This window comes from Streptomyces sp. NPDC049541 (assembly GCF_044465725.1).
Classification (GTDB): Bacteria; Actinomycetota; Actinomycetes; order Streptomycetales; family Streptomycetaceae; genus Streptomyces.
The window spans coordinates 65,586-86,124 of record NZ_JBITLY010000020.1; the positions used below are offsets into that span (position 1 = coordinate 65,586).

17 protein-coding genes and 1 pseudogene are annotated in these 20,539 nt (G+C 71.2%); 5 read left to right on the top strand and 13 right to left on the bottom strand.

The annotated features are described in order from the left end of the window. Positions 1–196: 196 nt before the first annotated feature. Entirely contained in the window at positions 197–340 is a 144-nt protein-coding gene (locus tag ACIBW9_RS41320; RefSeq protein ID WP_398963656.1) for a hypothetical protein, read from the top strand. Positions 341–441: 101 nt separating this feature from the next. Here ACIBW9_RS41320 and ACIBW9_RS41325 read toward each other — a convergent pair whose 3' ends face one another. Next, the gene (locus ACIBW9_RS41325; protein WP_398963659.1) at positions 442–1,710 is read right to left on the bottom strand and encodes an AI-2E family transporter; all 1,269 of its coding nucleotides are present in this window, start codon (positions 1,708–1,710) and stop codon (positions 442–444) included. Between the two features lie 60 nt (positions 1,711–1,770). Next, positions 1,771–1,965 (bottom strand): DUF3046 domain-containing protein, encoded by a 195-nt coding sequence (locus tag ACIBW9_RS41330; protein ID WP_398963662.1) that lies wholly within the window; start codon positions 1,963–1,965, stop codon positions 1,771–1,773. Between the two features lie 80 nt (positions 1,966–2,045). Between ACIBW9_RS41330 and ACIBW9_RS41335 the strand changes: the two genes are divergently transcribed. After that, positions 2,046–2,990, top strand: a complete 945-nt coding sequence (locus tag ACIBW9_RS41335; protein ID WP_398963665.1) for a hypothetical protein — start codon at positions 2,046–2,048, stop codon at positions 2,988–2,990. 11 nt (positions 2,991–3,001) lie between these two features. On the opposite strand, the gene ACIBW9_RS41340 is transcribed toward ACIBW9_RS41335, so the two are convergent. The 3 genes and pseudogenes from ACIBW9_RS41340 to ACIBW9_RS41350 form a co-directional block, all read right to left on the bottom strand. Continuing rightward, entirely contained in the window at positions 3,002–3,310 is a 309-nt protein-coding gene (locus ACIBW9_RS41340; protein WP_398963668.1) for an AzlD domain-containing protein, read from the bottom strand. Next, positions 3,307–4,068 (bottom strand): AzlC family ABC transporter permease, encoded by a 762-nt coding sequence (locus tag ACIBW9_RS41345; protein WP_398963671.1) that lies wholly within the window; start codon positions 4,066–4,068, stop codon positions 3,307–3,309. The genes ACIBW9_RS41340 and ACIBW9_RS41345 overlap by 4 nt, the downstream gene beginning before the upstream one ends. After that, positions 3,969–4,934: pseudogene (locus ACIBW9_RS41350) on the bottom strand (AraC family transcriptional regulator). Before ACIBW9_RS41350 ends, ACIBW9_RS41345 begins: the two are co-directional and overlap by 100 nt. Positions 4,935–5,214: 280 nt before the next feature. Between ACIBW9_RS41350 and ACIBW9_RS41355 the strand changes: the two are divergent. The 3 genes from ACIBW9_RS41355 to ACIBW9_RS41365 are packed head-to-tail and all read left to right on the top strand — an operon-like array spanning position 5,215 to position 11,938. Further along, positions 5,215–10,248: an ATP-dependent helicase gene (locus tag ACIBW9_RS41355; RefSeq protein ID WP_398963674.1), complete on the top strand. Its 5,034-nt coding sequence runs from the start codon at positions 5,215–5,217 to the stop codon at positions 10,246–10,248. 56 nt (positions 10,249–10,304) lie between these two features. Next, positions 10,305–11,141, top strand: coding sequence for a DNA-formamidopyrimidine glycosylase family protein (locus ACIBW9_RS41360; RefSeq protein ID WP_398963677.1), 837 nt, complete (start codon positions 10,305–10,307; stop codon positions 11,139–11,141). A gap of 32 nt (positions 11,142–11,173) precedes the next feature. Beyond that, complete coding sequence (locus tag ACIBW9_RS41365) at positions 11,174–11,938, top strand: SDR family NAD(P)-dependent oxidoreductase (RefSeq protein ID WP_398963680.1); 765 nt, start codon at positions 11,174–11,176, stop codon at positions 11,936–11,938. Here ACIBW9_RS41365 and ACIBW9_RS41370 read toward each other — a convergent pair. The 8 genes from ACIBW9_RS41370 to ACIBW9_RS41405 form a co-directional block, all read right to left on the bottom strand. After that, positions 11,886–12,164: a hypothetical protein gene (locus tag ACIBW9_RS41370; protein ID WP_398963683.1), complete on the bottom strand. Its 279-nt coding sequence runs from the start codon at positions 12,162–12,164 to the stop codon at positions 11,886–11,888. The two genes, ACIBW9_RS41365 and ACIBW9_RS41370, sit on opposite strands and share 53 nt — an antisense overlap. A 248-nt stretch (positions 12,165–12,412) precedes the next feature. Continuing rightward, complete coding sequence (locus ACIBW9_RS41375; RefSeq protein ID WP_030947329.1) at positions 12,413–12,787, bottom strand: helix-turn-helix domain-containing protein; 375 nt, start codon at positions 12,785–12,787, stop codon at positions 12,413–12,415. Between the two features lie 109 nt (positions 12,788–12,896). Beyond that, positions 12,897–13,442 carry a CinA family protein gene (locus ACIBW9_RS41380; protein ID WP_398963688.1) on the bottom strand — a complete coding sequence of 182 codons (546 nt, stop codon included), beginning with the start codon at positions 13,440–13,442 and terminating at the stop codon, positions 12,897–12,899. Next, positions 13,439–14,161 (bottom strand): CDP-diacylglycerol--glycerol-3-phosphate 3-phosphatidyltransferase, encoded by a 723-nt coding sequence (gene pgsA, locus ACIBW9_RS41385; protein ID WP_398963691.1) that lies wholly within the window; start codon positions 14,159–14,161, stop codon positions 13,439–13,441. Before pgsA ends, ACIBW9_RS41380 begins: the two co-directional genes overlap by 4 nt. After that, positions 14,158–15,627: a 30S ribosomal protein S12 methylthiotransferase RimO gene (gene rimO / locus ACIBW9_RS41390; protein WP_398963694.1), complete on the bottom strand. Its 1,470-nt coding sequence runs from the start codon at positions 15,625–15,627 to the stop codon at positions 14,158–14,160. The genes pgsA and rimO overlap by 4 nt, the downstream gene beginning before the upstream one ends. Positions 15,628–15,725: 98 nt before the next feature. Then, positions 15,726–16,565: a helix-turn-helix domain-containing protein gene (locus tag ACIBW9_RS41395; RefSeq protein WP_398963697.1), complete on the bottom strand. Its 840-nt coding sequence runs from the start codon at positions 16,563–16,565 to the stop codon at positions 15,726–15,728. A 243-nt stretch (positions 16,566–16,808) separates the two neighbouring features. Next, positions 16,809–19,520 carry a DNA translocase FtsK gene (locus tag ACIBW9_RS41400; protein WP_398963700.1) on the bottom strand — a complete coding sequence of 904 codons (2,712 nt, stop codon included), beginning with the start codon at positions 19,518–19,520 and terminating at the stop codon, positions 16,809–16,811. A 124-nt stretch (positions 19,521–19,644) separates the two neighbouring features. Beyond that, positions 19,645–20,328 (bottom strand): response regulator, encoded by a 684-nt coding sequence (locus tag ACIBW9_RS41405; protein WP_266961369.1) that lies wholly within the window; start codon positions 20,326–20,328, stop codon positions 19,645–19,647. Between the last annotated feature and the right edge of the window lie 211 nt (positions 20,329–20,539).

Genomic DNA, 20,539 nt, shown 5'->3' on the forward strand with positions numbered 1-20,539 from the left:
GTCGAGAGCCTCGCCGGAGCCTCCATAAGAATGGATGTTCGATTTTCGTGTCAAGCGCACCATGCGACACCTCCGACCCTACGTCCGCGGTCCTGCAACGGGCCGGACTGCGAGCCGTAAGGCCGCCGTTCGTGCCTGCGTCCGGTCCGACTGCTCCCTGCGGCGTACGGCGCTGCACGGGGTAAGCCTGCCCGCGGTGCTCGTCCTGCCGGTGCCGGCGCGGCTGCTGTCCGGCACGTCCTGGAGCGAGCCGGCCCGGCGGCGGATCGTGGCGGCGGCGACCGGTTGCTACGGAGCTGCCGCCATCGGCACCGGGGTGTGGGCCGTCCTCACGTATTGAGCCGTATGTGCCCGCCCATCGGGCCGTACGGGCTGAGCCGGTTGTGCCGCCCATCGGGCCGTATGTGCTTAGCAGGCTGCGCCCGCCCATCAGGCCGCGCCTCAGGAAGAGGTCCCCTCCCCGGCCTCCACCGCTTCGTCCTGAACCACCCCCGGCCGCCGTATCCACCACTGCCTCGCGCGCGTGAGCAGACCCGGCCCCGAACCCCCTCTCCGGTGGCCGTGGACGCGGGGGTCGTCCGTGACGGCGTACCGCTTCACGTACGCCCCCAGGAACGCCTGCAGCGTGGCGACGGCGGGGATGGCGATCAGCGCGCCGACGGCGCCGAGGAGCGCGGTGCCGGCGATGACCGAACCGAAGGCCACGGCGGGATGGATGTCGACGGTCTTCGCGGTCAGCTTGGGCTGCAGCATGTAGTTCTCGAACTGCTGGTAGACCACGACGAAGATCAGCACCCACAGCGCGTACCAGGGATCGACGGTGAAGGCGATCAGCATGGGCAGGGCACCCGCGAGGTAGGTGCCGATGGTCGGGATGAACTGGGAGACCAGGCCCACCCAGACGCCGAGCACGGGCGCGTAGGGCACACCGAGGATCTGCAGCAGGATGTAGTGCGCTATGCCGGAGATGAGCGCCATCAGGCCGCGGGAGTAGATGTAGCCGCCGGTCTTGTCGACGGCGATCTCCCAGGCACGCAGCACCTCGGCCTGGCGCGCGGGCGGCAGTACGGAGCAGATCGCGCGCCGCAGCCGCGGGCCGTCCGCCGCGAAGTAGAACGAGAACAGCACGATCGTCAGCAACTGGAAGAGACCGCCGATGACCTGCGCGGACACGTCCAGCACACCGGTGGCGCTGTTCTGCACGTAGTTGCGCAGCCAGTTGGAGCGGAGCAGGCCCTCCTGGACGTCGACGCGTCTGAGCTCGGTGTGGAAGTGCGTGTTGACCCAGTTGATGACGGAGTCGAGGTAGTTCGGGAACTCCTCGACGATCTTGATGATCTGGCCCGCGAGCATGGAACCGAGCAAGGTCACGAAGCCCGCCGCCATGATCATTACGGCGAGGAAGACGAGGCCCGTGGCCAGCCCCCTGCGTAGGCCGCGCGAGGCCATCCAGCTCACGGCGGGCTCGATGGCCAGAGCCAGGAAGAACGCGATGAGAATGTTGATCAGCAGGCCGGTGAGCTGATGGAACGCCCAAGTGCCCAGTTGGAAGGCCGCGTAGAGGGCGAGGACGAGCACCACGGCGCGCGGCAGCCAGCGCGGCATACGGACGCTCGGCCCGGCGGCGTCGGCCGGGGGCCTGCCGGGCGGCGTCGTGCCGAGCGGGGATGCGTGCTGGGCCGTCTGCCCTATCTCGTCAGTGGGTGCCACGGATCAAGTCTCGCCCACTGGTCTGACAATCAACGACCGTCCTGCGATCTTCATGACCGATCAGTGTTTCTCCCGCGGAACGTCCATGACCGTGCAGACCACGCGCCACACGTCCTTGGCATCCCAGCCGGCGTCCAGCGCTCCGTTCACCGTGCGACCACCGAGCTCCGTCATCACGTGGTCGCGTGCGAAGGTGTCGGCGTATCCCGGACCGAAGTGATCCGCCATCCGCTGCCAGAAGACCGTCAACCGCATGACTCCAGTATCCCGCCCCTGAGGGTGGGCCTGAGCCGGGACCCCTTGCCGAGACCGCTTTCCGCCCTACGGTCTGACGCATGTCCGAAACAGGAGCTTCCCCACTCCCTGCCTCGCCCCCGGCACGCTCCCCGCTCTTCCGCGCGGAGCACTTCGTCTGGCTCACCGCGCGCGTGCTGGAACAGCGCCTCTTCGCGTACCACTTCCTGAACGGGGGCGCCGACCCGGTGGAGACCGCGCTGGACGCGTACCGCAACGAGGACGGCGGGTACGGCCACGCGCTGGAGCCCGATCTGCGCGGCCCGGTCAGTCAGCCGCTGCACACGGTGCACGCGCTGCGTGTGCTGGATGCCATCGGGCGCTGTGGTGGACAGCGGGTGGAGCGCGTGTGCCGCTATCTGACGGCCGTGTCCACGACGGACGGTGCCCTGCCGGCGATCCGTCCCAGCCAGCGCGGCTATCCGGCGGCCCCTTTCATGCCGATCGTCGACGACCCGCCCAGCGAGCTCCTCACCACGGGCCCGGTGGTGGGCCTGTTGCACCGCAACGAGGTGTGGCACGCGTGGCTGTTCAGGGCCACGGACTTCTGCTGGCATGCGGTCGAGTCGCTCGAGACGTCCCACCCCTACGAGATCGAGGCCGCCGTGGCCTTCCTGGACTCCGCTCCCGATCGCCCGCGCGCGGAGGCGGCTGCGGACCGCCTCGGGCGCCTGGTGCGCGAACACCGGCTCGTGGCTCTGGAGCCCGACCGCCTCCACACCTACCCGGTCGCCCTCGGCTACGCGCCCGGTGAGCACCACTTCCCGCACGACTACGCCAAGACGCCGAGTTCTCTGGCACGCGCGTGGTTCACGGATGCCGAGATGACGCGCTCCCTCGACTTCCTCGCGGACGCGCAGCACGAGGACGGCGGCTGGCCCTCCCGCCGGCACCGGTGGGCGCCGGGCACCGCCCTGGAGACTCGCCCCATGGCGACGATCGAGGCGCTGCACACCCTCAGGGCGCACGGGCGTCCCATCGGCTGACGCGGACGCCGTCACCCGCCCATGGCGCGCACTCCGGCGGTCACCACGACGGCCGCCGCCACGACGAGCAGGAACGGGGCGCGCAGGATCAGCGCCACGACGGCTGCGGCGAGCCCTGCAACCCGCGCGTCGAGGAGCAGGGCGTGCCCGTCGGCGAAGGTCTGCTGGGCCGTGAGGGCGGCGAGCAGGGCCACCGGCAACAGTGCGGCCAGACGCCGGACGAGCGGCTTCTCGAGCGCGTCCGTGGGTACGAGCAGTCCGGCGAGCTTGGCGGCGTAACAGCCGAAGGCGGTCGCGCCGATCGCGATCCACGTGTTCAACGGTCCTCCTCCGGTACGTCGTTCTCGTGTGCTTCCTTGGGTGTCGGGCCCCGGCGGCGGCCCTCCAGGCAGAGAACGGCGGGCGCTGCCAGGGCGGCCACCAGGACAGGCACTCCGGCGGGCAGCACGGGCAGCAGAGCGAGCCCCAGAAGGAGGGCGAGGCCGGCCACCGCGCGCTCGGTGGTGGTCTTGAGCATCGGCGCGAGCAGAGCGAGGAAAACGGCCGGCCCGGCGGCGTCGAGGCCCCATGCGTCGGTGTCCCCGACGGTGTCTGCGCCCAGTGCGCCGAGGAACGTGGTGAGGTTCCACAGCAGGTACAGACTGAGCCCGGTCACGGCGAACCCGATGCGCGTGCCCCGCCGAGTGGGCTGCGCCAGCGCGACCGCGGTCGTCTCGTCGATGATCCACTGGGCGGCGAACGGCCGCACCGCGCGCGGGAGGGCAAGCAACTGGGACAGACGGAGCCCGTAGAAGGCGTTGCGCACCCCCAGGAAGAAGGCGCCCGCCGCTGCCGTGAGCGGATTGCCGCCGGCCGCGAGCGCCCCCACGAGGGCGAACTGGGACGCACCGGTGAACACCAGGAGGCTGAGCGCGCAGGTCTGCGGCAGCGTGAGCCCGCTGCCGGCCGAGGTCACCCCGAAGGCGAAGCCGGACAGTCCTACGGCGACGCCGACTCCGAGCGCATCCCGAACGACGGCGGAGTCCGCTTTCCCTCCGCCTTCCGGACGTTTGCCTGCGAGAGCTGTTTCTTCTGCCACGCGCCCGACGGTAGAAGCAGTCACGCTCGCGCGTCTTGTACGTTCCTGCGCTCACGCCGGTACGCCCCAGGGGGCACACCGACGATCCGGGTGAAGTGGCGGTTCAGGTGCGGCTGATCGGTGAACCCGACGACGGCGGCAGCCTCCGCGGGCGTCGTACCGGCGTCCAGCAGCCGCCGCGCCCGCCGTACCCGCGCGTCCGTGAGCCAGGCATGCGGCGGCATCCCGTAGGCGTCCCGGAACGCCCGCAGCAAAGCGAACGGACTGGTGCCGAGATCGGCCGCAAGCCTCTCCAGGGTCGGAGGCCCGGCCAGCCGCTCCTCCAGCACGGCACGCGCGCGTGCCGCGATCCGGGCACCCGCCGTCCGCACCTCCCGCTGCGGCAACGACCCACCGTTGAGGCGCAGCAGCCTCGTCACTGCGACCCGCAGCAGCGTGTCAGCGGCCAGGGCATTGCCGTCCTCCGCGGCACGCAGCACCTGATGCACAAGTCCCACGGTGTACGGATCGTCGAGCACCGGTCTGACGAACCCGGGCGTCCCCCGGATGAACGTGGTCTCGGCCGCGATCTGGGCCACCACCTCCGGCGACGGATACACGGCCCCGTACCGCCACCCCTCGGGCACACCGGCCCGCCCCGTGTGCGGGGTGTCCGGATTGACCAGCGCAAGCGCCCCCGCCCCCGCGTACTGATCGGCTCCGCGATGGTGAAAGACCTCGACCCCGTCGGCGATGGCAGCGATGACGAAGTGCTCGTGGGTATGCCGCACGAACTCCTTGCGGATATACCGGGCCCGCAGCAGATCAACCCCGGGCAACTCGGCGTACTGCCAGTGCCGAGCCAATTCCTTACCCGACCCCGCCATACGCCAATTCTCCGCCAGGCCGATGCAAGGCAGCCCCGACGCCCCCCACGCAACCCGCAGCCGCCGACGCACAGAAGCGGGTCGCGGCGGTGCGCAGCCCGCCGCTTACCTGGCACCACCACCGGCCCGCTCAGGCACCAGGCGGACGAACAGCGGGCGGCGGGCTGGCCGCACCGCCGCGCCCCCGACCCGCAACGGACCGAATCGCGCCCGGCCCCAGCCCAGCGCAGCGAACCTGCAGGCCAGAGCCATTGTCAGTGGCCGGGTGCAGGATGGACGCATGGTCAGCTCCGCACACCGAGCCCTCGACGGCTTCTCCCCCGCGACCCGCGGCTGGTTCACGGGGGCCTTCTCCGCGCCCACCGCGGCCCAGGCGGGCGCGTGGCAGGCCATCAGAGAGGGCTCGGACGTGCTGGTGGTCGCCCCCACCGGCTCCGGCAAGACTCTGGCCGCGTTCCTCGCCGCTCTGGACCAGCTGGCCTCCACACCGCCGCCCGCCGACCCCAGGAAGCGCTGCCGCGTGCTGTACGTGTCGCCGCTCAAGGCCCTCGCGGTCGACGTCGAGCGCAACCTCCGCAGCCCCCTGACCGGTATCCGCCAGGAATCCGTGCGCCGGGGCCTGCCCGAGCCCGAGGTGAAGGTGGGCATCCGCTCCGGCGACACCCCGGCCGCCGAGCGCCGCGCCCTGTCCACCCGCCCCCCGGACATCCTGATCACCACCCCGGAGTCCCTGTTCCTGATGCTGACGTCGGCCACGCGCGACGCGCTGACCGGCATCGAGACGGTGATCCTCGACGAGGTGCACGCGGTGGCGGGCACCAAGCGCGGCGCGCATCTCGCGCTCTCCCTGGAGCGACTGGACGAGATCCTGCCGAAGCCGGCCCGCCGCATCGGTCTCTCGGCGACGGTCCGCCCGGTCGACGAGATCGCGCGGTACCTCTCTCCGCGCCGCAAGGTGGAGATCGTCCAGCCGAAGTCGGGCAAGGAGTTCGACCTCTCGGTCGTCGTCCCGGTCGAGGACCTGGGAGAGCTGGGCGGCTCCCCGGTCGCCGACGGATCGGAGGGCACGGAGCGCCCGTCGATCTGGCCGCATGTCGAGGAGCGGATCACCGACCTCGTCCAGGCCCACCGCTCCACGATCGTGTTCGCCAACTCCCGTCGCCTCGCGGAGCGCCTGTGCAACAGGCTCAACGAGATCGCGTACGAGCGGGCCACGGGCGAGACCCTGGACGAGCACCACGCCCCGGCCGAGCTCATGGGCGGCTCCGGAGCGGCGCAGGGCGCACCGCCCGTCATCGCCCGCGCCCACCACGGCTCGGTCTCCAAGGAGCAGCGCGCCCTCGTCGAGGAGGACCTCAAGGCGGGCCGCCTGCCCGCCGTGGTCGCCACCTCCAGCCTCGAGCTGGGCATCGACATGGGTGCCGTGGACCTCGTCGTCCAAGTGGAGTCCCCGCCGTCCGTCGCCTCCGGTCTGCAGCGGGTGGGCCGCGCGGGACACCAAGTGGGCGCGGTCTCCACCGGCGTGGTCTTCCCCAAGTACCGAGGCGACCTCGTCCAGGCGGCGGTGGTCACCGAACGCATGCGCACCGGCTCCATCGAGTCCCTGAAGGTCCCCGCCAACCCCCTGGACGTCCTGGCGCAGCAACTGGTGGCGATGACGGCCCTGGACACCTGGCAGGTCGACGACCTGCTCGCAACGGTCCGCCGGGCCGCGCCCTTCGCCTCACTCCCGGAGTCGGCGTTCACAGCGGTCCTCGACATGCTCGCGGGCCGCTATCCGTCCGACGCGTTCGCCGAGCTGCGCCCGCGCGTGGTGTGGGACCGCGTCACCGGCACGGTCACCGGCCGCCCCGGCGCCCAGCGTCTCGCCGTCACCTCCGGCGGCACCATCCCCGACCGCGGGCTCTTCGGGGTCTTCCTCGCCGGAGCCGACCCCAAGAAGGGCGGCGGCCGGGTCGGCGAGCTCGACGAGGAGATGGTCTACGAGTCACGCGTGGGCGATGTCTTCACCCTGGGCACCAGCTCCTGGCGGATCGAGGACATCACCCGCGACCGCGTCCTGGTCTCCCCCGCTCCGGGCGTACCGGGCCGGCTCCCCTTCTGGAAGGGCGACCAGCTCGGCCGCCCGCTCGAACTGGGCCGCGCGGTCGGCCAGTTCCTGCGCGAGGTCGGTTCGCTGCCCAAGGAGGACGCCCGGCTGCGCCTTCTGGCGGCCGGCCTGGACGCCTGGGCCGCGGACAACGTCCTGTCCTATCTGGACGAGCAACGCGAGGCCTGCGGCCATGTCCCGGACGACCGAACCATCGTCGTGGAGCGCTTCCGCGACGAGCTCGGCGACTGGCGGGTCGTCGTCCACTCGCCCTTCGGCGCCCAGGTGCACGCGCCGTGGGCACTCGCCCTCGGCGCCAAGCTCTCCGAGCGGTACGGCATGGACGCCCAGGTCATGCATGCCGACGACGGCATCGTGCTGCGCCTCCCGGATGCCGACCTCATGGGCCTGGACCTGCTCGACCAGGAGCCGATGAAGGCGGGCACGGAGTACGACGCCGACCAGGCACCCGTCGGCGCCGCGGACGTCGTCTTCGACAAGGGCGAGGTCGACCAGGTGGTCACCGACCAGGTGGGCAGCTCCGCCTTGTTCGCGTCCCGCTTCCGCGAGTGCGCGGCCCGCGCGCTGCTGCTGCCGCGCCGCAACCCGGGCAAGCGCACCCCGTTGTGGCAGCAGCGCCAGCGCGCCTCCCAACTGCTCCAGGTGGCCAGCGAGTTCGGCTCTTTCCCGATCGTCCTGGAAGCGGTCCGCGAGTGCCTCCAGGACGTCTTCGACGTCCCCGGCCTCGTCGAGCTGATGGGCGACCTGGAGTCCCGCAAGGTACGCCTGGTCGAGGTCACCACCCCCGAGCCCTCCCCCTTCGCCCGCTCCCTCCTCTTCGGATACGTCGCCCAGTTCCTCTACGAGGGGGATTCGCCGCTCGCAGAGCGTCGCGCCGCCGCGCTGTCCCTGGACTCGCGGCTGCTGGCCGAGCTGCTGGGCCAGGCGGAGCTGCGCGAACTGCTCGACGCCGAGGTGCTGACCGAGCTGGAGCGGGAGCTCCAGTGGCTCACCGAGGACCGGCGCGTCAAGGACGCCGAGGGTGTCGCCGACCTGCTGCGTCTGCTCGGCCCGTTGACCGACGCGGAGCTGGCCGAGCGCGGCGCCGAGCCGCAGTGGGCGCAGGAGCTCGCCCGCGCCCGCCGCGCGATCAAGGTCCGCGTCGCCGGCGCGGACCACTGGGCGGCGATCGAGGACGCGGGCCGCCTGCGCGACGCCCTCGGCACAGCCCTGCCGGTCGGTGTCCCGGAGGCTTTCACGGAGCCGGTGAAGGACCCCCTCGGCGACCTCCTCGCCCGCTACGCCCGCACCCACGGCCCCTTCACATCGGCCACCGCGGCGGCCCGCTTCGGCCTGGGCGTGGCCGTGACGGAGGGCGCCCTGCAGCGCCTCGCGGCGAACGGCCGTGTCGTGCAGGGCGAGTTCCATCCGGCGGGCATCGGCCAGGAGTGGTGCGACGCGGCAGTGCTGCGCCGACTGCGCCGCCGTTCCCTGGCCGCGCTGCGGCACGAGCTGGAACCGGTGGCACCGGCCGCGCTCGCCCAGTTCCTGCCGCAGTGGCAGCACATCGGCAAGGGACACGGCTTGCGCGGTGTCGACGGACTGGTGCGTGCCGTCGAGCAGTTGCAAGGCGCATCCGTGCCGGCCTCGGCCCTGGAGAAGCTGGTGCTGCCGTCCCGTGTCGTCAACTACACGCCCGCGATGCTCGACGAGCTCACCGCCGCCGGAGAGGTCGTCTGGGCCGGCGCAGGCGCCCTTCCTGGCAAGGACGGCTGGGTCTCCCTCTATCTGGCGGACGCTGCTCCCCTGCTCCAGCCCCCGCCGCACCCGCTGGAGCTGACCGCGCTCCACCAGTCCGTACTGGACGCCCTCTCCGGGGGCTACGGACTGTTCTTCCGCCAGATCGCCGACCAGGTCCGCGCGACCACCCACCCCGACGCCACCGATCCCCAACTCGCCGACACCGTCTGGGACCTGGCCTGGTCCGGACACCTCACGAACGACACACTGGCCCCCATGCGCTCCCTGCTGGGCTCGGGCCGCACCGCGGGCTCCACGGCCCACCGCGCCAAGCGCAGCGTCCCCCGCGGGCGTTACGGCTCCCTGACCGCCGCGGCCCGCCCCGCCTCCCGCAGCGGCCCGCCGACCGTCGCCGGCCGCTGGTCGCTGCTCCCGGCACGGGAGGCGGACCCGACGGTGCGCGCGCACGCCGTCGCCCGCACCCTCCTGGACCGGCACGGCGTGGTCACCCGGGGCGCCGTCTCCGCGGAAGGCATCGAGGGCGGCTTCTCGGCGACGTACCGCATCCTGTCCGCCTTCGAGGAGAGCGGCCAGGCACGGCGCGGCTATGTGGTGGAGGGGCTCGGCGCGGCCCAGTTCGCGATGGACGGCGCGGTGGACCGCCTGCGCGCGGTGTCCAACGCCCGCGACCGCGGGGAAACCCTGCCGCAGCCCGCGGCCGGCGGCACGCCGAGCGGACACCCCGCCGACCCCTTCGGCTCGTCCCACGCCTTCACCGCGCCCGGCGACCCGAGCGCCGGAACGCCCCACGGCCACACACCCCACAGCTCCGACGATCCCGACACCTTCGACTGGGCGGCAGGCTTCGACTCGGGGAGCGGCACCGCCCGGAGCGGGGGCCGTGACGGCCGGGGCCGGCCCGAGTTCGACATCACCGGCTTCGAGGACGACTTCGACCTCCCGCCCGCCCGCGCCTCACGGGACGAGTACGTCTCGCCCCGCGACTTCGCGTCCCCAGGCGCAGACGGCCCCGGAAGCGGCCCCGGCTCGTACGGCTCCGCTTTCCCCGATCGGCGCCCCCGCCCCACTCCCGACTCCCGAGCCGTCGTCCTCGCCGCAGCCGATCCGGCGAACGCGTACGGCGCGGCGCTGCCCTGGCCGGAGCCCCCGACCGGCGCGGGGCACAAGCCGGGGCGCAAGGCGGGCTCCCTGGTGGTCCTCGTCGACGGTGAGCTGACGCTCTACATGGAGCGCGGCGGCAAGACGCTGCTGGCCTGGCCCGCCGACCCGGGAGGCACCGCCATCGAGGACCCCCGTCTGCAGGCAGCGGCACAGGCTCTGGCCGCCGCTGCCAAAGCGGGCTCCCTCGGCACGGTCACGGTGGAGCGGGTCAACGGCGCCTCGGCCCTGACGTCCCCCATCGGCACTCTTCTGGAAGGAGCAGGCTTCATCGCGACCCCGCGGGGCCTGCGGCTGCGGGCGTGACCGCAAGGGCCACGCTCTCCGGGCCCGCGAGCGCCCGCCCGTGACACCCTTGACCCATGCCCGAAGGAGACACGGTCTGGCAGACGGCGAGACGCCTGCACGACGCCCTCGCCGGCAAGGTGCTGATCCGTAGCGACTTCAGGGTGCCCCAGTACGCCACGACCGATCTCACGGGCCGCACCGTCCTGGACGTCACCCCGCGCGGCAAGCACCTCCTGACGCGTATCGAGGGCGGCCTGACGCTCCACTCCCATCTGCGAATGGACGGCTCCTGGAAGGTGTACGGGAACGGCATGCGCTGGACCGGCGGCCCGTCCCACCAGATCCGCGTGATCCTGAGCAACGCCGACCGCACAGCAGTCGGCTACCGCCTCCCCGTCCTGGACCTCCTGCGCACCGCCGACGAACAGCGCGCCGTCGGCCACCTCGGCCCCGACCTCCTCGGCCCGGACTGGGACCCGCAGCAGGCGCTGGCCAACCTCCTCTCCGACCCCGCCCGCCCCCTCGGCGAGGCCCTCCCGGACCAGCGCAACCTCGCCGGCATCGGCAATGTCTACAAGAGCGAGCTCTGCTTCCTGCTCGGCGTCACCCCCTGGCTCCCCGTCGGGGCGCTGCCCGCCGACCGCGCGGCGAAGCTGCCCGCGCTCGCCAAGAAGCTCCTCGAGGCCAACCGCGACCGCCCGGTCCGCACCACGACGGGCCGCCGCGGCCAGGACCTGTTCGTGTACGGCCGCGCACCCCGCCCCTGCCTGCGCTGTCACACCTCCGTCCGCGTGGCCGACCAGGGCGACGGCTCCCGCGAACGCCCCACCTACTGGTGCCCGAACTGCCAGAGGGGACCGGCACCGAGTACCGCGCCGCCCCGCGGAACTCCACGCCGTACCACTAATTGACGACCCGTCAGAAACCCCCGTACCGTCCCTTCATGCCCGTCAAGGCGTACGACCTCACCGGACGCACCGCATTCGTCACCGGAGCGGCCGGCGGCATCGGCCGCGCCTCGGCCGTGCTGCTCGCCGAAGCCGGCGCCACGGTCCACTGCGCCGACCGCGACGAACAGGGCCTGCACGAAACGGCGACCCTGATCAAGGACGGCGGCGGCACCGCCCGTGTCCACCACCTCGACGTCACCGACCGGGACCGGCTCAGACAGGCCGTCGAGTCCTGCGAGCGCCTGGACGTGATGGCCGCGGTCGCCGGCATCATGCACAGCAGCCCGGTCCTGGAGACGCGGGACGAGGACCTCGACCGGGTGCTGAGCGTGAACTTCAAGGGAGTGCTGTACTCCTGCCAGGAGGCCGCCCGTCTGATGCTGGACCGGAAGACCGGCGGCAGCATCATCACCATGGCCTCCGGCGCCGTCGACACCGGCCGTCCCGGCCTGCTCTGCTACGGCGCGGCCAAAGCGGCCGTCGTCCAGCTGACGAAGACCCTGGCGAACGAGGTCGGCCGGCACGGGATCCGGGTCAACGCGGTCGCCCCCGGCTGGATCCGCACCCCCATGACCGACCGCCATGAAGCCGAGGCACAGGCGCAGACCGAGGCGCTGATGGCCCGGATGTCACCGCTGGGCCAGGTCGGCGAACCGGAGGACGTCGCTCACGCCGTGCTGTATCTGGCCTGTGACGCCTCGTCGTTCACGACGGGCCAGATCCTGCGTCCGAACGGCGGGGTGGCGATGCCGTGGTGACGCGGCCCGTCCGCCAGGCCACCCGCCACCGCCCTGCCGCCACGGCGTCCGTGGCCCGCCCCTTCGGCACACAGTGCACCGGCAGCAGACCCAGCCCCCAGCCCCCGGCAGCGACCGCCCCCTCCAGCACACCGGCCCCCGGCGCGAACGCAAGCCGCAGCACCGCCCACCACCACAGCACCCCTAGCCCGAGAAACGCCCCCCAGTGCACTGTCGGCCGTGCCATGGACGCCACCTCCGGCCCCGAAGCTAGACCGCCGCCACCGCCCCGGAAAGGGCGCACCGACGGCACACGGGCGCAACGCATCGCAGGCATCCACCATGACCGCCCCGGACCACACCGGCAAACGGACCGTACAGTTGTTCGACCCTCTGGTGACACGAAAACCCCGACCGCACCTCCCCAGTTCTCCCTGGAGAAGCCCCGGCCGGGGCCTTGCACGTGCACGTCGGCTCAAGCCACGCGCGTGAACCTCACGCGGCGACCACGTCCACCGCCTCGGCGGGCGCCTTGATGGTCACCCGTTCCGGTGGCACACCGGTCACCGAAACGGAACCCAGCATCGGACGAACCGGCGCGGGCACAGGCTCGGTGGCCGCAGCAGACTGGGCCAGCTCGGCGAGGGCGAGCTCGTCGCTCACTTCTCGCATGAGCTCGGACATCCGTACGTCCAGCGCGTCGCAGATCGCGGAGAGCAGTTCGGAGGAAGCCTCCTTCTGCCCCCGCTCCACCTCGGAGAGATAGCCGAGTGAGACTCGGGCGGACGAGGAGACTTCGCGCAGAGTACGGCCCTGGCGCTGGCGCTGCCGACGCAGCACGTCACCCAGCAGGCGACGGAGCAGAATCATCGGTGGCTCCCTCCTCGGACCGCGTAGCCGCATCCTTCACGCCCCACCGTACCGCCTCGCGCTGCGGCCGTGCGGGGAGCGATGTCGTGTTCACTCAGGGCTGCAAACATCAAAACCCCCCGTTCTGTTCCGTATCCTGTGCCAGCTCATTCCCGGACTGTTCGCTCGCAAGCTCCCTCAGGAGCAGTGCGAGTACGCTCCGTACACTCTCCATACGAATTTCCGCGCGGTCGCCGTTCAACCGCAGTGCCTCGACTTTTCCGCCACCGGCGGAACCGGAATCCGCTCCGAAGGGCCCGTCCACAGCCACGAAAACCGTCCCGACGGGCTTCCCGTCCTGCGGTTCCGGGCCCGCGACACCGGTTGTCGCGATGCCCCAGTCGGCGCCCAGCGCCTTGCGCACGCCGACCGCCATCTGGGCCGCGACCTGCGGGTCCACCGCTCCGCGCTGTGCCAGCAGGGTGTCGTCGACGCCCAAGATCTCGTGCTTCAGCTCGGTGGCGTAGGCGGTCACCGAGCCGCGGAACGCCTTGGACGCTCCTGGGGCGGCTGTGATTTCCGCCGCAACCAGCCCGCCCGTGAGCGACTCGGCGACCGCGAGGGTCTCGCCCCTCACCGTCAGTAGTCGTACGACGTCGGCGGCCGGAGAATTCACGCTTCCGTCTCCTCCGACGCGGCCTTGCGCTCGGCGATTCCCCGCCTGCGCAGCACAATGGCCTGTCTTACATAGTCGAGTCCGGTCGCCACGGTCAGCACGACCGCCGCCGCCATCACCCAGAACCTCAGGGTGGCCAGCCAGCCCGTGAGCGCCAGGACGTACATCCCCACCGCCACGCCCTGGGTGAGCGTCTTCAGCTTGCCGCCACGGCTCGCCGGGATGACGCCGTACCGGATGACGAGGAAACGCAGCAGCGTGATCCCCAGTTCCCGGCCCAGGATGACGATCGTCACCCACCACGGCAGGTCGCCCAGCGAGGAGAGACAGATAAGCGCCGCCCCCATGATCGCCTTGTCGGCGATGGGGTCGGCGATCTTGCCGAAGTCGGTGACGAGGTCGTAGGTGCGCGCCAGATGACCGTCGAAGAGGTCCGTGATCATGGCGATGGCGAAGGCGGCCCAGGCGAAAGAGCGCCATGCCGGGTCGTACCCTCCGTCGGCCAGCATAAGGGCGACGAAGCCTGGCACGAGGAGCAGCCGGAGCATGGTGAGCAGGTTGGCGACGTTCCAGACGCTGGCCTGGTTGACGGCTGCGGCGGCCAGCTTCCCGCCCCTCGGGGACTTCGCCCCGGTCTGCCGGTCGGAGGCGGCGGGGCCGGCCGACGAGGAATCCGCCGGGGAGGAGCCGTTCGCCGCCGATGCCGGTACTCCGGTCATCTGCCCGCCTCCTCACTACACCCGAGCGAGCCCGTCAGCGGCTCGGCCACCAGGTCGACACCTTCCGTACCGACCACCTTCGCCTCGACCATACGGCCGACGCTCAGACCTTCGCCGCTCGTGAGCAGCACCTGGCCGTCCGTCTCCGGCGCCTGGTGCGCCCCGCGGCCGTACACGCCCTCCTCGTCCACGGACTCCACGAGCACGTGCACGGTCTCGCCCAGGCGCTCCTCGGCCCGTTGCGAGACGAGCTCCTCGGCCAGCCGGGAGACACGTGCCAGTCGCTCCGCGACGACGTCCTCGGCCAGCTTGTTGTCGTACGACGCGGCCTCCGTGCCCTCCTCGTCGGAGTAGCCGAAGACGCCGATGGCATCCAGCCGCGCGCCGTTCAGGAACCGCTCCAGCTCCGCCAGGTCGTCCGCGCTCTCGCCCGGGAAGCCCACGATGAAGTTGGAGCGCACGCCCGCCTGGGGGGCCTTGCTCCGGATGGTGTCGAGCAGCTCCAGGAAGCGGTCGGTGTCACCGAAGCGGCGCATCGCCCGCAGCACACCGGGAGCGGAGTGCTGGAAGGACAGGTCGAAGTACGGGGCGACCTTCGGCGTCGAGGTCAGGACGTCGATCAGCCCGGGACGCATCTCGGCCGGCTGGAGGTAGCTCACGCGCACCCGCTCCAGGCCGTCCACCTCGGCGAGCTCCGGCAGGAGCGACTCCAGCAGACGGATGTCGCCGAGGTCCTTGCCGTACGAAGTGTTGTTCTCGGAGACCAGCATGATCTCCTTGACGCCCTGCTCGGCCAGCCACCGCGTCTCGTTCAGGACGTCGCTCGGGCGGCGGGAGATGAACGAGCCGCGGAAGGACGGGATGGCGCAGAAGGAGCAGCGGCGGTCGCAGCCGGAGGCGAGCTTCACCGAGGCGACCGGGGAGCCGCCCAGCCGGCGGCGCAGGGGCGCACGGGGGCCGGAGGCGGGCGCCAGGCCCTCCGGGAGGTCCGCCGGGCCGTGCCCGGGCAGCGCGACCTCGGTCGCGGACTCCTGGCGCTTTGCGGGGCTGATCGGCAGCAGCTTGCGCCGGTCCCGCGGGGTGTGGGAGGCGTGGATGCCGCCGTTCAGGATGGTCTGCAGTCGGTCGGAGATGTCCGCGTAGTCGTCGAAGCCGAGTACGCCGTCGGCCTCGGGGAGGGCCTCGGCGAGCTCCTTGCCGTACCGCTCGGCCATGCAGCCCACCGCCACGACGGCCTGGGTTCTGCTGTGGCCCTTGAGGTCGTTGGCCTCCAGGAGGGCGTCGACGGAGTCCTTCTTGGCGGCCTCGACGAAGCCACAGGTGTTGACGACGGCGACGTCCGCTTCCGCGGCGTCCTCCACGAGGTCCCAGCCGTCCGCCTCCAAGCGGCCTGCGAGCTCCTCCGAGTCCACCTCGTTACGGGCGCAGCCAAGGGTGACGAGTGCGACGGTACGGCGTTCAGGCATGCGCTCAAGACTACTTCGTCCCACCGACAGCCCACGTCGACGGGGTTGGCCGATCTTGGCCAACCCCGTATGAGCCCTGTCCCTCCGGCAGCCGACTGTCAGCCCGCCTGCGGGTCACCCTTGGTGTACGTGAGGCGCTCCACCGCACCGGACTGGAAGTTGTCGTCGATCTTCTTGCCGTTGACGTAGAGCTGGATCGCGCCCGCGTCGCCGAGGACGAGGTTGATCTTCTCGCTGTCCTGGAAGGTCTTGGAGTCGCCCTGCTTGAGGAGCCCGTCGAAGAGCAGCCGGCCGTTGTGGTCCTTGGCCGAGATCCAGCTGCGGCCGTTGGCGGCGCTGACCTGCACGGTCACCTTGTCCTGGGGCGCGGCCGCGATGGCGCTGTCCGAGGGGTTGGACTTCGGGATGTCGGACTTGGTGCTCTTGGGCGTGGGCGAGGCCGGCTTGCTGGTCGAGGGCGTGGATCCCTCGGCGACCTGGGTCTTCGCGCCGCTGTCGTCGCCGCCCTTGAAGGCAGTGAAGCCGACGAAGCCGATCACGGCGACGATCGCGGCGACCATGGCCGCGGTCCAGTTGGGCCCGCGCCGCTCGGGGCGGATGCGTTCCGCCTCGAAGAGGGGGGCCGCGGGGGTCGGCGCGGGGCGGCCGCCGTGCTGGGCGTCGTACTGCGCGAGCAGCGGGGCCGGATCGAGGTGGACAGCCTTGGCCAGGGTCCGGATGTGGCCGCGGGCGTAGACGTCGCCGCCGCAGGGGGCGAAGTCGTCGGCCTCGATGGCGTGCACGATGGCGATGCGGACCCGGGTGGCGTTGGTGACGTCGTCGACGGTCAGCCCGGCCGCGATACGTGCCTGCCGGAGGGCATGGCCGATGGAGCGGTGGGCTTCCGCGCGATCGTCTTCGAACGGACGCTCGTCTTCAGGGGAGTTGCCGATGGACACGGGGGCGCCTTTCGAGCGTTTAAGCCACCTGTGCTGGAGGTTCAGTCTATGGGGGGTGCGAAAGGGTGGGGCAACCGGGCGGTCGGACTTTGTAGCCCATCGGAATGGCCGGACACGCCGATGGTGGGTGCGCGATGGTCGCCTCCCTCAACTTGACGTACGGGAACGGGAAACGGTTGCTCAATGATCCCTTACGGGTGAGTCACGATCGGACATCGGTGGCCCTCCCGCGCGAGCCTCTTCTCAAGCCTCCCCGCGGATCACCGCGAGCACGCCGTCCAGCTCGTCAGCCTTCACAAGAACGTCACGAGCTTTCGACCCTTCGCTCGGCCCGACGATGCCCCTGGACTCCATGAGGTCCATGAGCCGCCCGGCCTTGGCGAAGCCGACGCGCAGCTTGCGCTGAAGCATGGACGTCGACCCGAACTGCGTGGAGACCACCAGCTCGGCGGCCTGGCAGAGCAGGTCGAGGTCGTCGCCGATCTCCTCGTCGATCTCCTTCTTCTGCTTGGTGCCCACGGTGACGTCGTCGCGGAAGACGGGCGCCATCTGGTCCTTGCAGTGCCGGACGATCGCCGCGACCTCCTCCTCGGTCACGAAGGCGCCCTGCATACGGGTCGGCTTGCTCGCACCCATCGGCAGGAACAGCCCGTCGCCCTTGCCGATCAGCTTCTCGGCACCGGGCTGGTCGAGGATGACACGGCTGTCGGCGAGCGAGGAGGTGGCGAACGCGAGCCGCGAGGGCACGTTCGCCTTGATCAGGCCGGTGACGACGTCGACCGAGGGCCGCTGCGTGGCGAGCACCAGGTGGATACCGGCCGCGCGCGCGAGCTGCGTGATGCGCACGATCGCGTCCTCGACGTCCCGCGGCGCCACCATCATCAGGTCGGCGAGCTCGTCGACGATCACCAGCAGATACGGATACGGCTGCAGCTCCCGCTCGCTGCCCTCGGGCAGCTGCACCTTGCCGTTGCGGATGGCCTCGTTGAAGTCGTCGATGTGCCGGAATCCGAACGCCGCCAGGTCGTCGTACCTGAGGTCCATCTCCCGTACGACCCACTGGAGCGCCTCGGCGGCCCGCTTCGGATTGGTGATGATCGGCGTGATCAGGTGCGGGATGCCCTCGTAGGCGGTCAGCTCGACCCGCTTGGGGTCGACGAGGACCATACGGACGTCCTCGGGAGTTGCGCGGACCATGATCGACGTGATCAAGCAGTTGATGCACGACGATTTACCGGAACCGGTCGCTCCGGCCACGAGGACGTGCGGCATCTTCGCGAGGTTGGCCATCACATAGCCGCCCTCGACGTCCTTGCCGAGCGCGACCAGCATCGGATGGTCGTCCTCGGCCGCCGCCGCCAGGCGCAGCACGTCTCCGAGGTTGACCATCTCGCGGTCGGTGTTCGGGATTTCGATGCCGACCGCGGACTTGCCGGGGATCGGGCTGATGATCCGCACGTCCGGGCTGGCGACGGCGTACGCGATGTTCTTGGTCAGCGCGGTGATCCGCTCGACCTTCACCGCGGGGCCGAGCTCGACCTCGTAGCGCGTGACCGTCGGCCCGCGGGTGAAGCCGGTGACGGCGGCGTCGACCTTGAACTCGGTGAAGACGTTGGTGAGTGACGCGACCACGGCGTCGTTGGCGGCGCTGCGCGCCTTGCCGGGGCCGCCGCGCGTGAGGAGGTCGAGGGAAGGCAGCGAGTAGGTGATGTCGCCGGACAGCTGAAGCTGCTCGGCGCGCGCAGGCAGGTCGCTCGGCGCCTCCGGGGCGGGCTTGGTGAGGTCGGCGACCTCGACCTTCAGCTTCTCCTGCTTGGGGCGCGCGGCCGGCACGGCCTTCGGTGCCGCCGGTGCGGGAGTCGGTGTGCTCTCCTCGCGGTCCCCGACGCTCACCCCCTGGGTGAGATCGGCGACGATCGGCGAGGGCGGCATCCCGTGCAGGACGGCGCCGTCGAGCGCGGCGGCCGCAGCCGCCGCGACGTCCACGGCGTCCATGGGGCGCTGCATGTCGGGCTGCGGCACCGCCGACCTGCGCGGGCGGCCACGGCGCCGCGAGAGGGCCTCCTGCTCCGCGCCGTCGGGGTCGTACGACTCGGGGGCCGGACCACGCCTGCGCGTGCGCGCGGGCAGCGCCTCACGCCACTGCTCGTCGTAGCGCTGATCGTCATCGGTGAACTCGTCCTCCTCCGGATCGTGGAGGACGCCGAGCTTCACGCCGAGCAGCCGCAGCCGCTGCGGAATGGCGTTGACGGGAGTCGCCGTGACGACGAGCAGACCGAAGATCGTCAGCAGCACGAGCAGGGGTACGGCGAGGACCTCGCCCATCGTGTACGTCAGCGGGGTCGCCGCCGCCCAGCCGATGAGGCCGCCGGCATCCCTGATCGCCTGCATGCCGTCGCTGCGGGCGGGCGCTCCGCAGGCGATGTGGACCTGGCCGAGCACACCGATGACGAGCGCGGACAGGCCGATCACGATGCGGCCGTTGGCCTCGGGCTGCTCGGGGTGGCGGATGAAGCGCACGGCGATGACCGCCAGCAGTATCGGCACGAGCAGGTCGAGGCGGCCGAAGGCGCCGGTCACCAGGATCTCGACGAGGTCGCCGACGGGCCCGCGCAGATCGGCCCAGGTGCCCGCGGCCACGATGAGCGCGATGGCGAGCAGCAGCAGGGCGACACCGTCCTTGCGGTGGGCCGGGTCGAGGTTCTTGGCGCCGTTCCCTATGCCGCGGAAGACGGCGCCGACGGCGTGCGCGACACCGAGCCAGAGGGCGCGGACGAGCTTGTAGACACCCCCGGTCGGGTTCGGCGCAGGCTTCGGCGGTGGCGCCGACTTCTTCGCCGCGGCTTTCCTGGCCGGGGCCTTCTTCGCCGGGGCCTTTTTCGCAGCGGCCTTCTTCGCCGGAGCCGCCGCCTTCTTCGCAGGCTGCTTCTTGGCAGCGGAGGGACGTGAGGCCATAGAGGCGAGGTTACCGGTGGAGGAGACAGCGGACACGTGTGCCTACTGCTTCACCCGTTCGTGTCGCCCTGAAGCGGGCGCGGAACTGACGCGTCCTCATGGACAACTGGTCCGCGCCCAGAAGTCAGTTCTGCGAGGACACCGAGGACGCGCTGCCCGCGCCCGGTTCCAAGGCGTCCAGCGCCCGCCGCAACCCCGTGAGTTTGCGTTCGAGATGGGCCGCGGTCGCCACGGCCGCCGCATCCGCCGACTCGTCGTCGAGCTGCTTCGACAGCGCCTCGGCCTGCTCCTCGACCGCCGCGAGCCGCGCCGACAGCTCGGCGAGCAGGCTGGCGGGCTCCTTGGCCTCGCCGACCGCGGTCTTGCCGCCGCCGCCCTCCAACTGGAGCCGCAGCAGCGCCGCCTGCTCCCGCAGCTGGCAGTTCTTCATGTACAGCTCGACGAAGACCGAGACCTTGGCGCGCAGCACCCACGGGTCGAACGGCTTGGAGATGTAGTCCACCGCGCCGGCCGCATACCCACGGAAGGTGTGATGCGGACCGTGGTTGATCGCGGTGAGGAAGATGATCGGGATGTCCCGGGTCCGCTCTCGCCGCTTGATGTGCGCGGCGGTTTCGAAACCGTCCATTCCCGGCATCTGGACGTCCAGCAGAATGACCGCGAAGTCGTCCGTGAGCAGTGCTTTGAGCGCTTCCTCCCCGGACGATGCCCGCACCAGCGTCTGATCGAGCGCAGAGAGGATGGCCTCCAGCGCAAGCAGATTCTCCGGCCGGTCATCGACCAGGAGGATCTTGGCCTTCTGCACCATGGCCCGCCCTCCTCGCCCCGGATGTGCACCGGGCGCCGCCCCTGGGGACGACTCCCTTTCGCCGCCCGTCCTTGTGCCGGTCATCGTAGCCGCACCCCGCCCGTCGCCACACCCTGTCACCGCGATGTCACTGTGCACGTAGCAGAAACGTAGCGGGAGACCAGAAGGTTCCCCGAATCCCGTACTTCTACACGGCTTCGCGCACACTGAG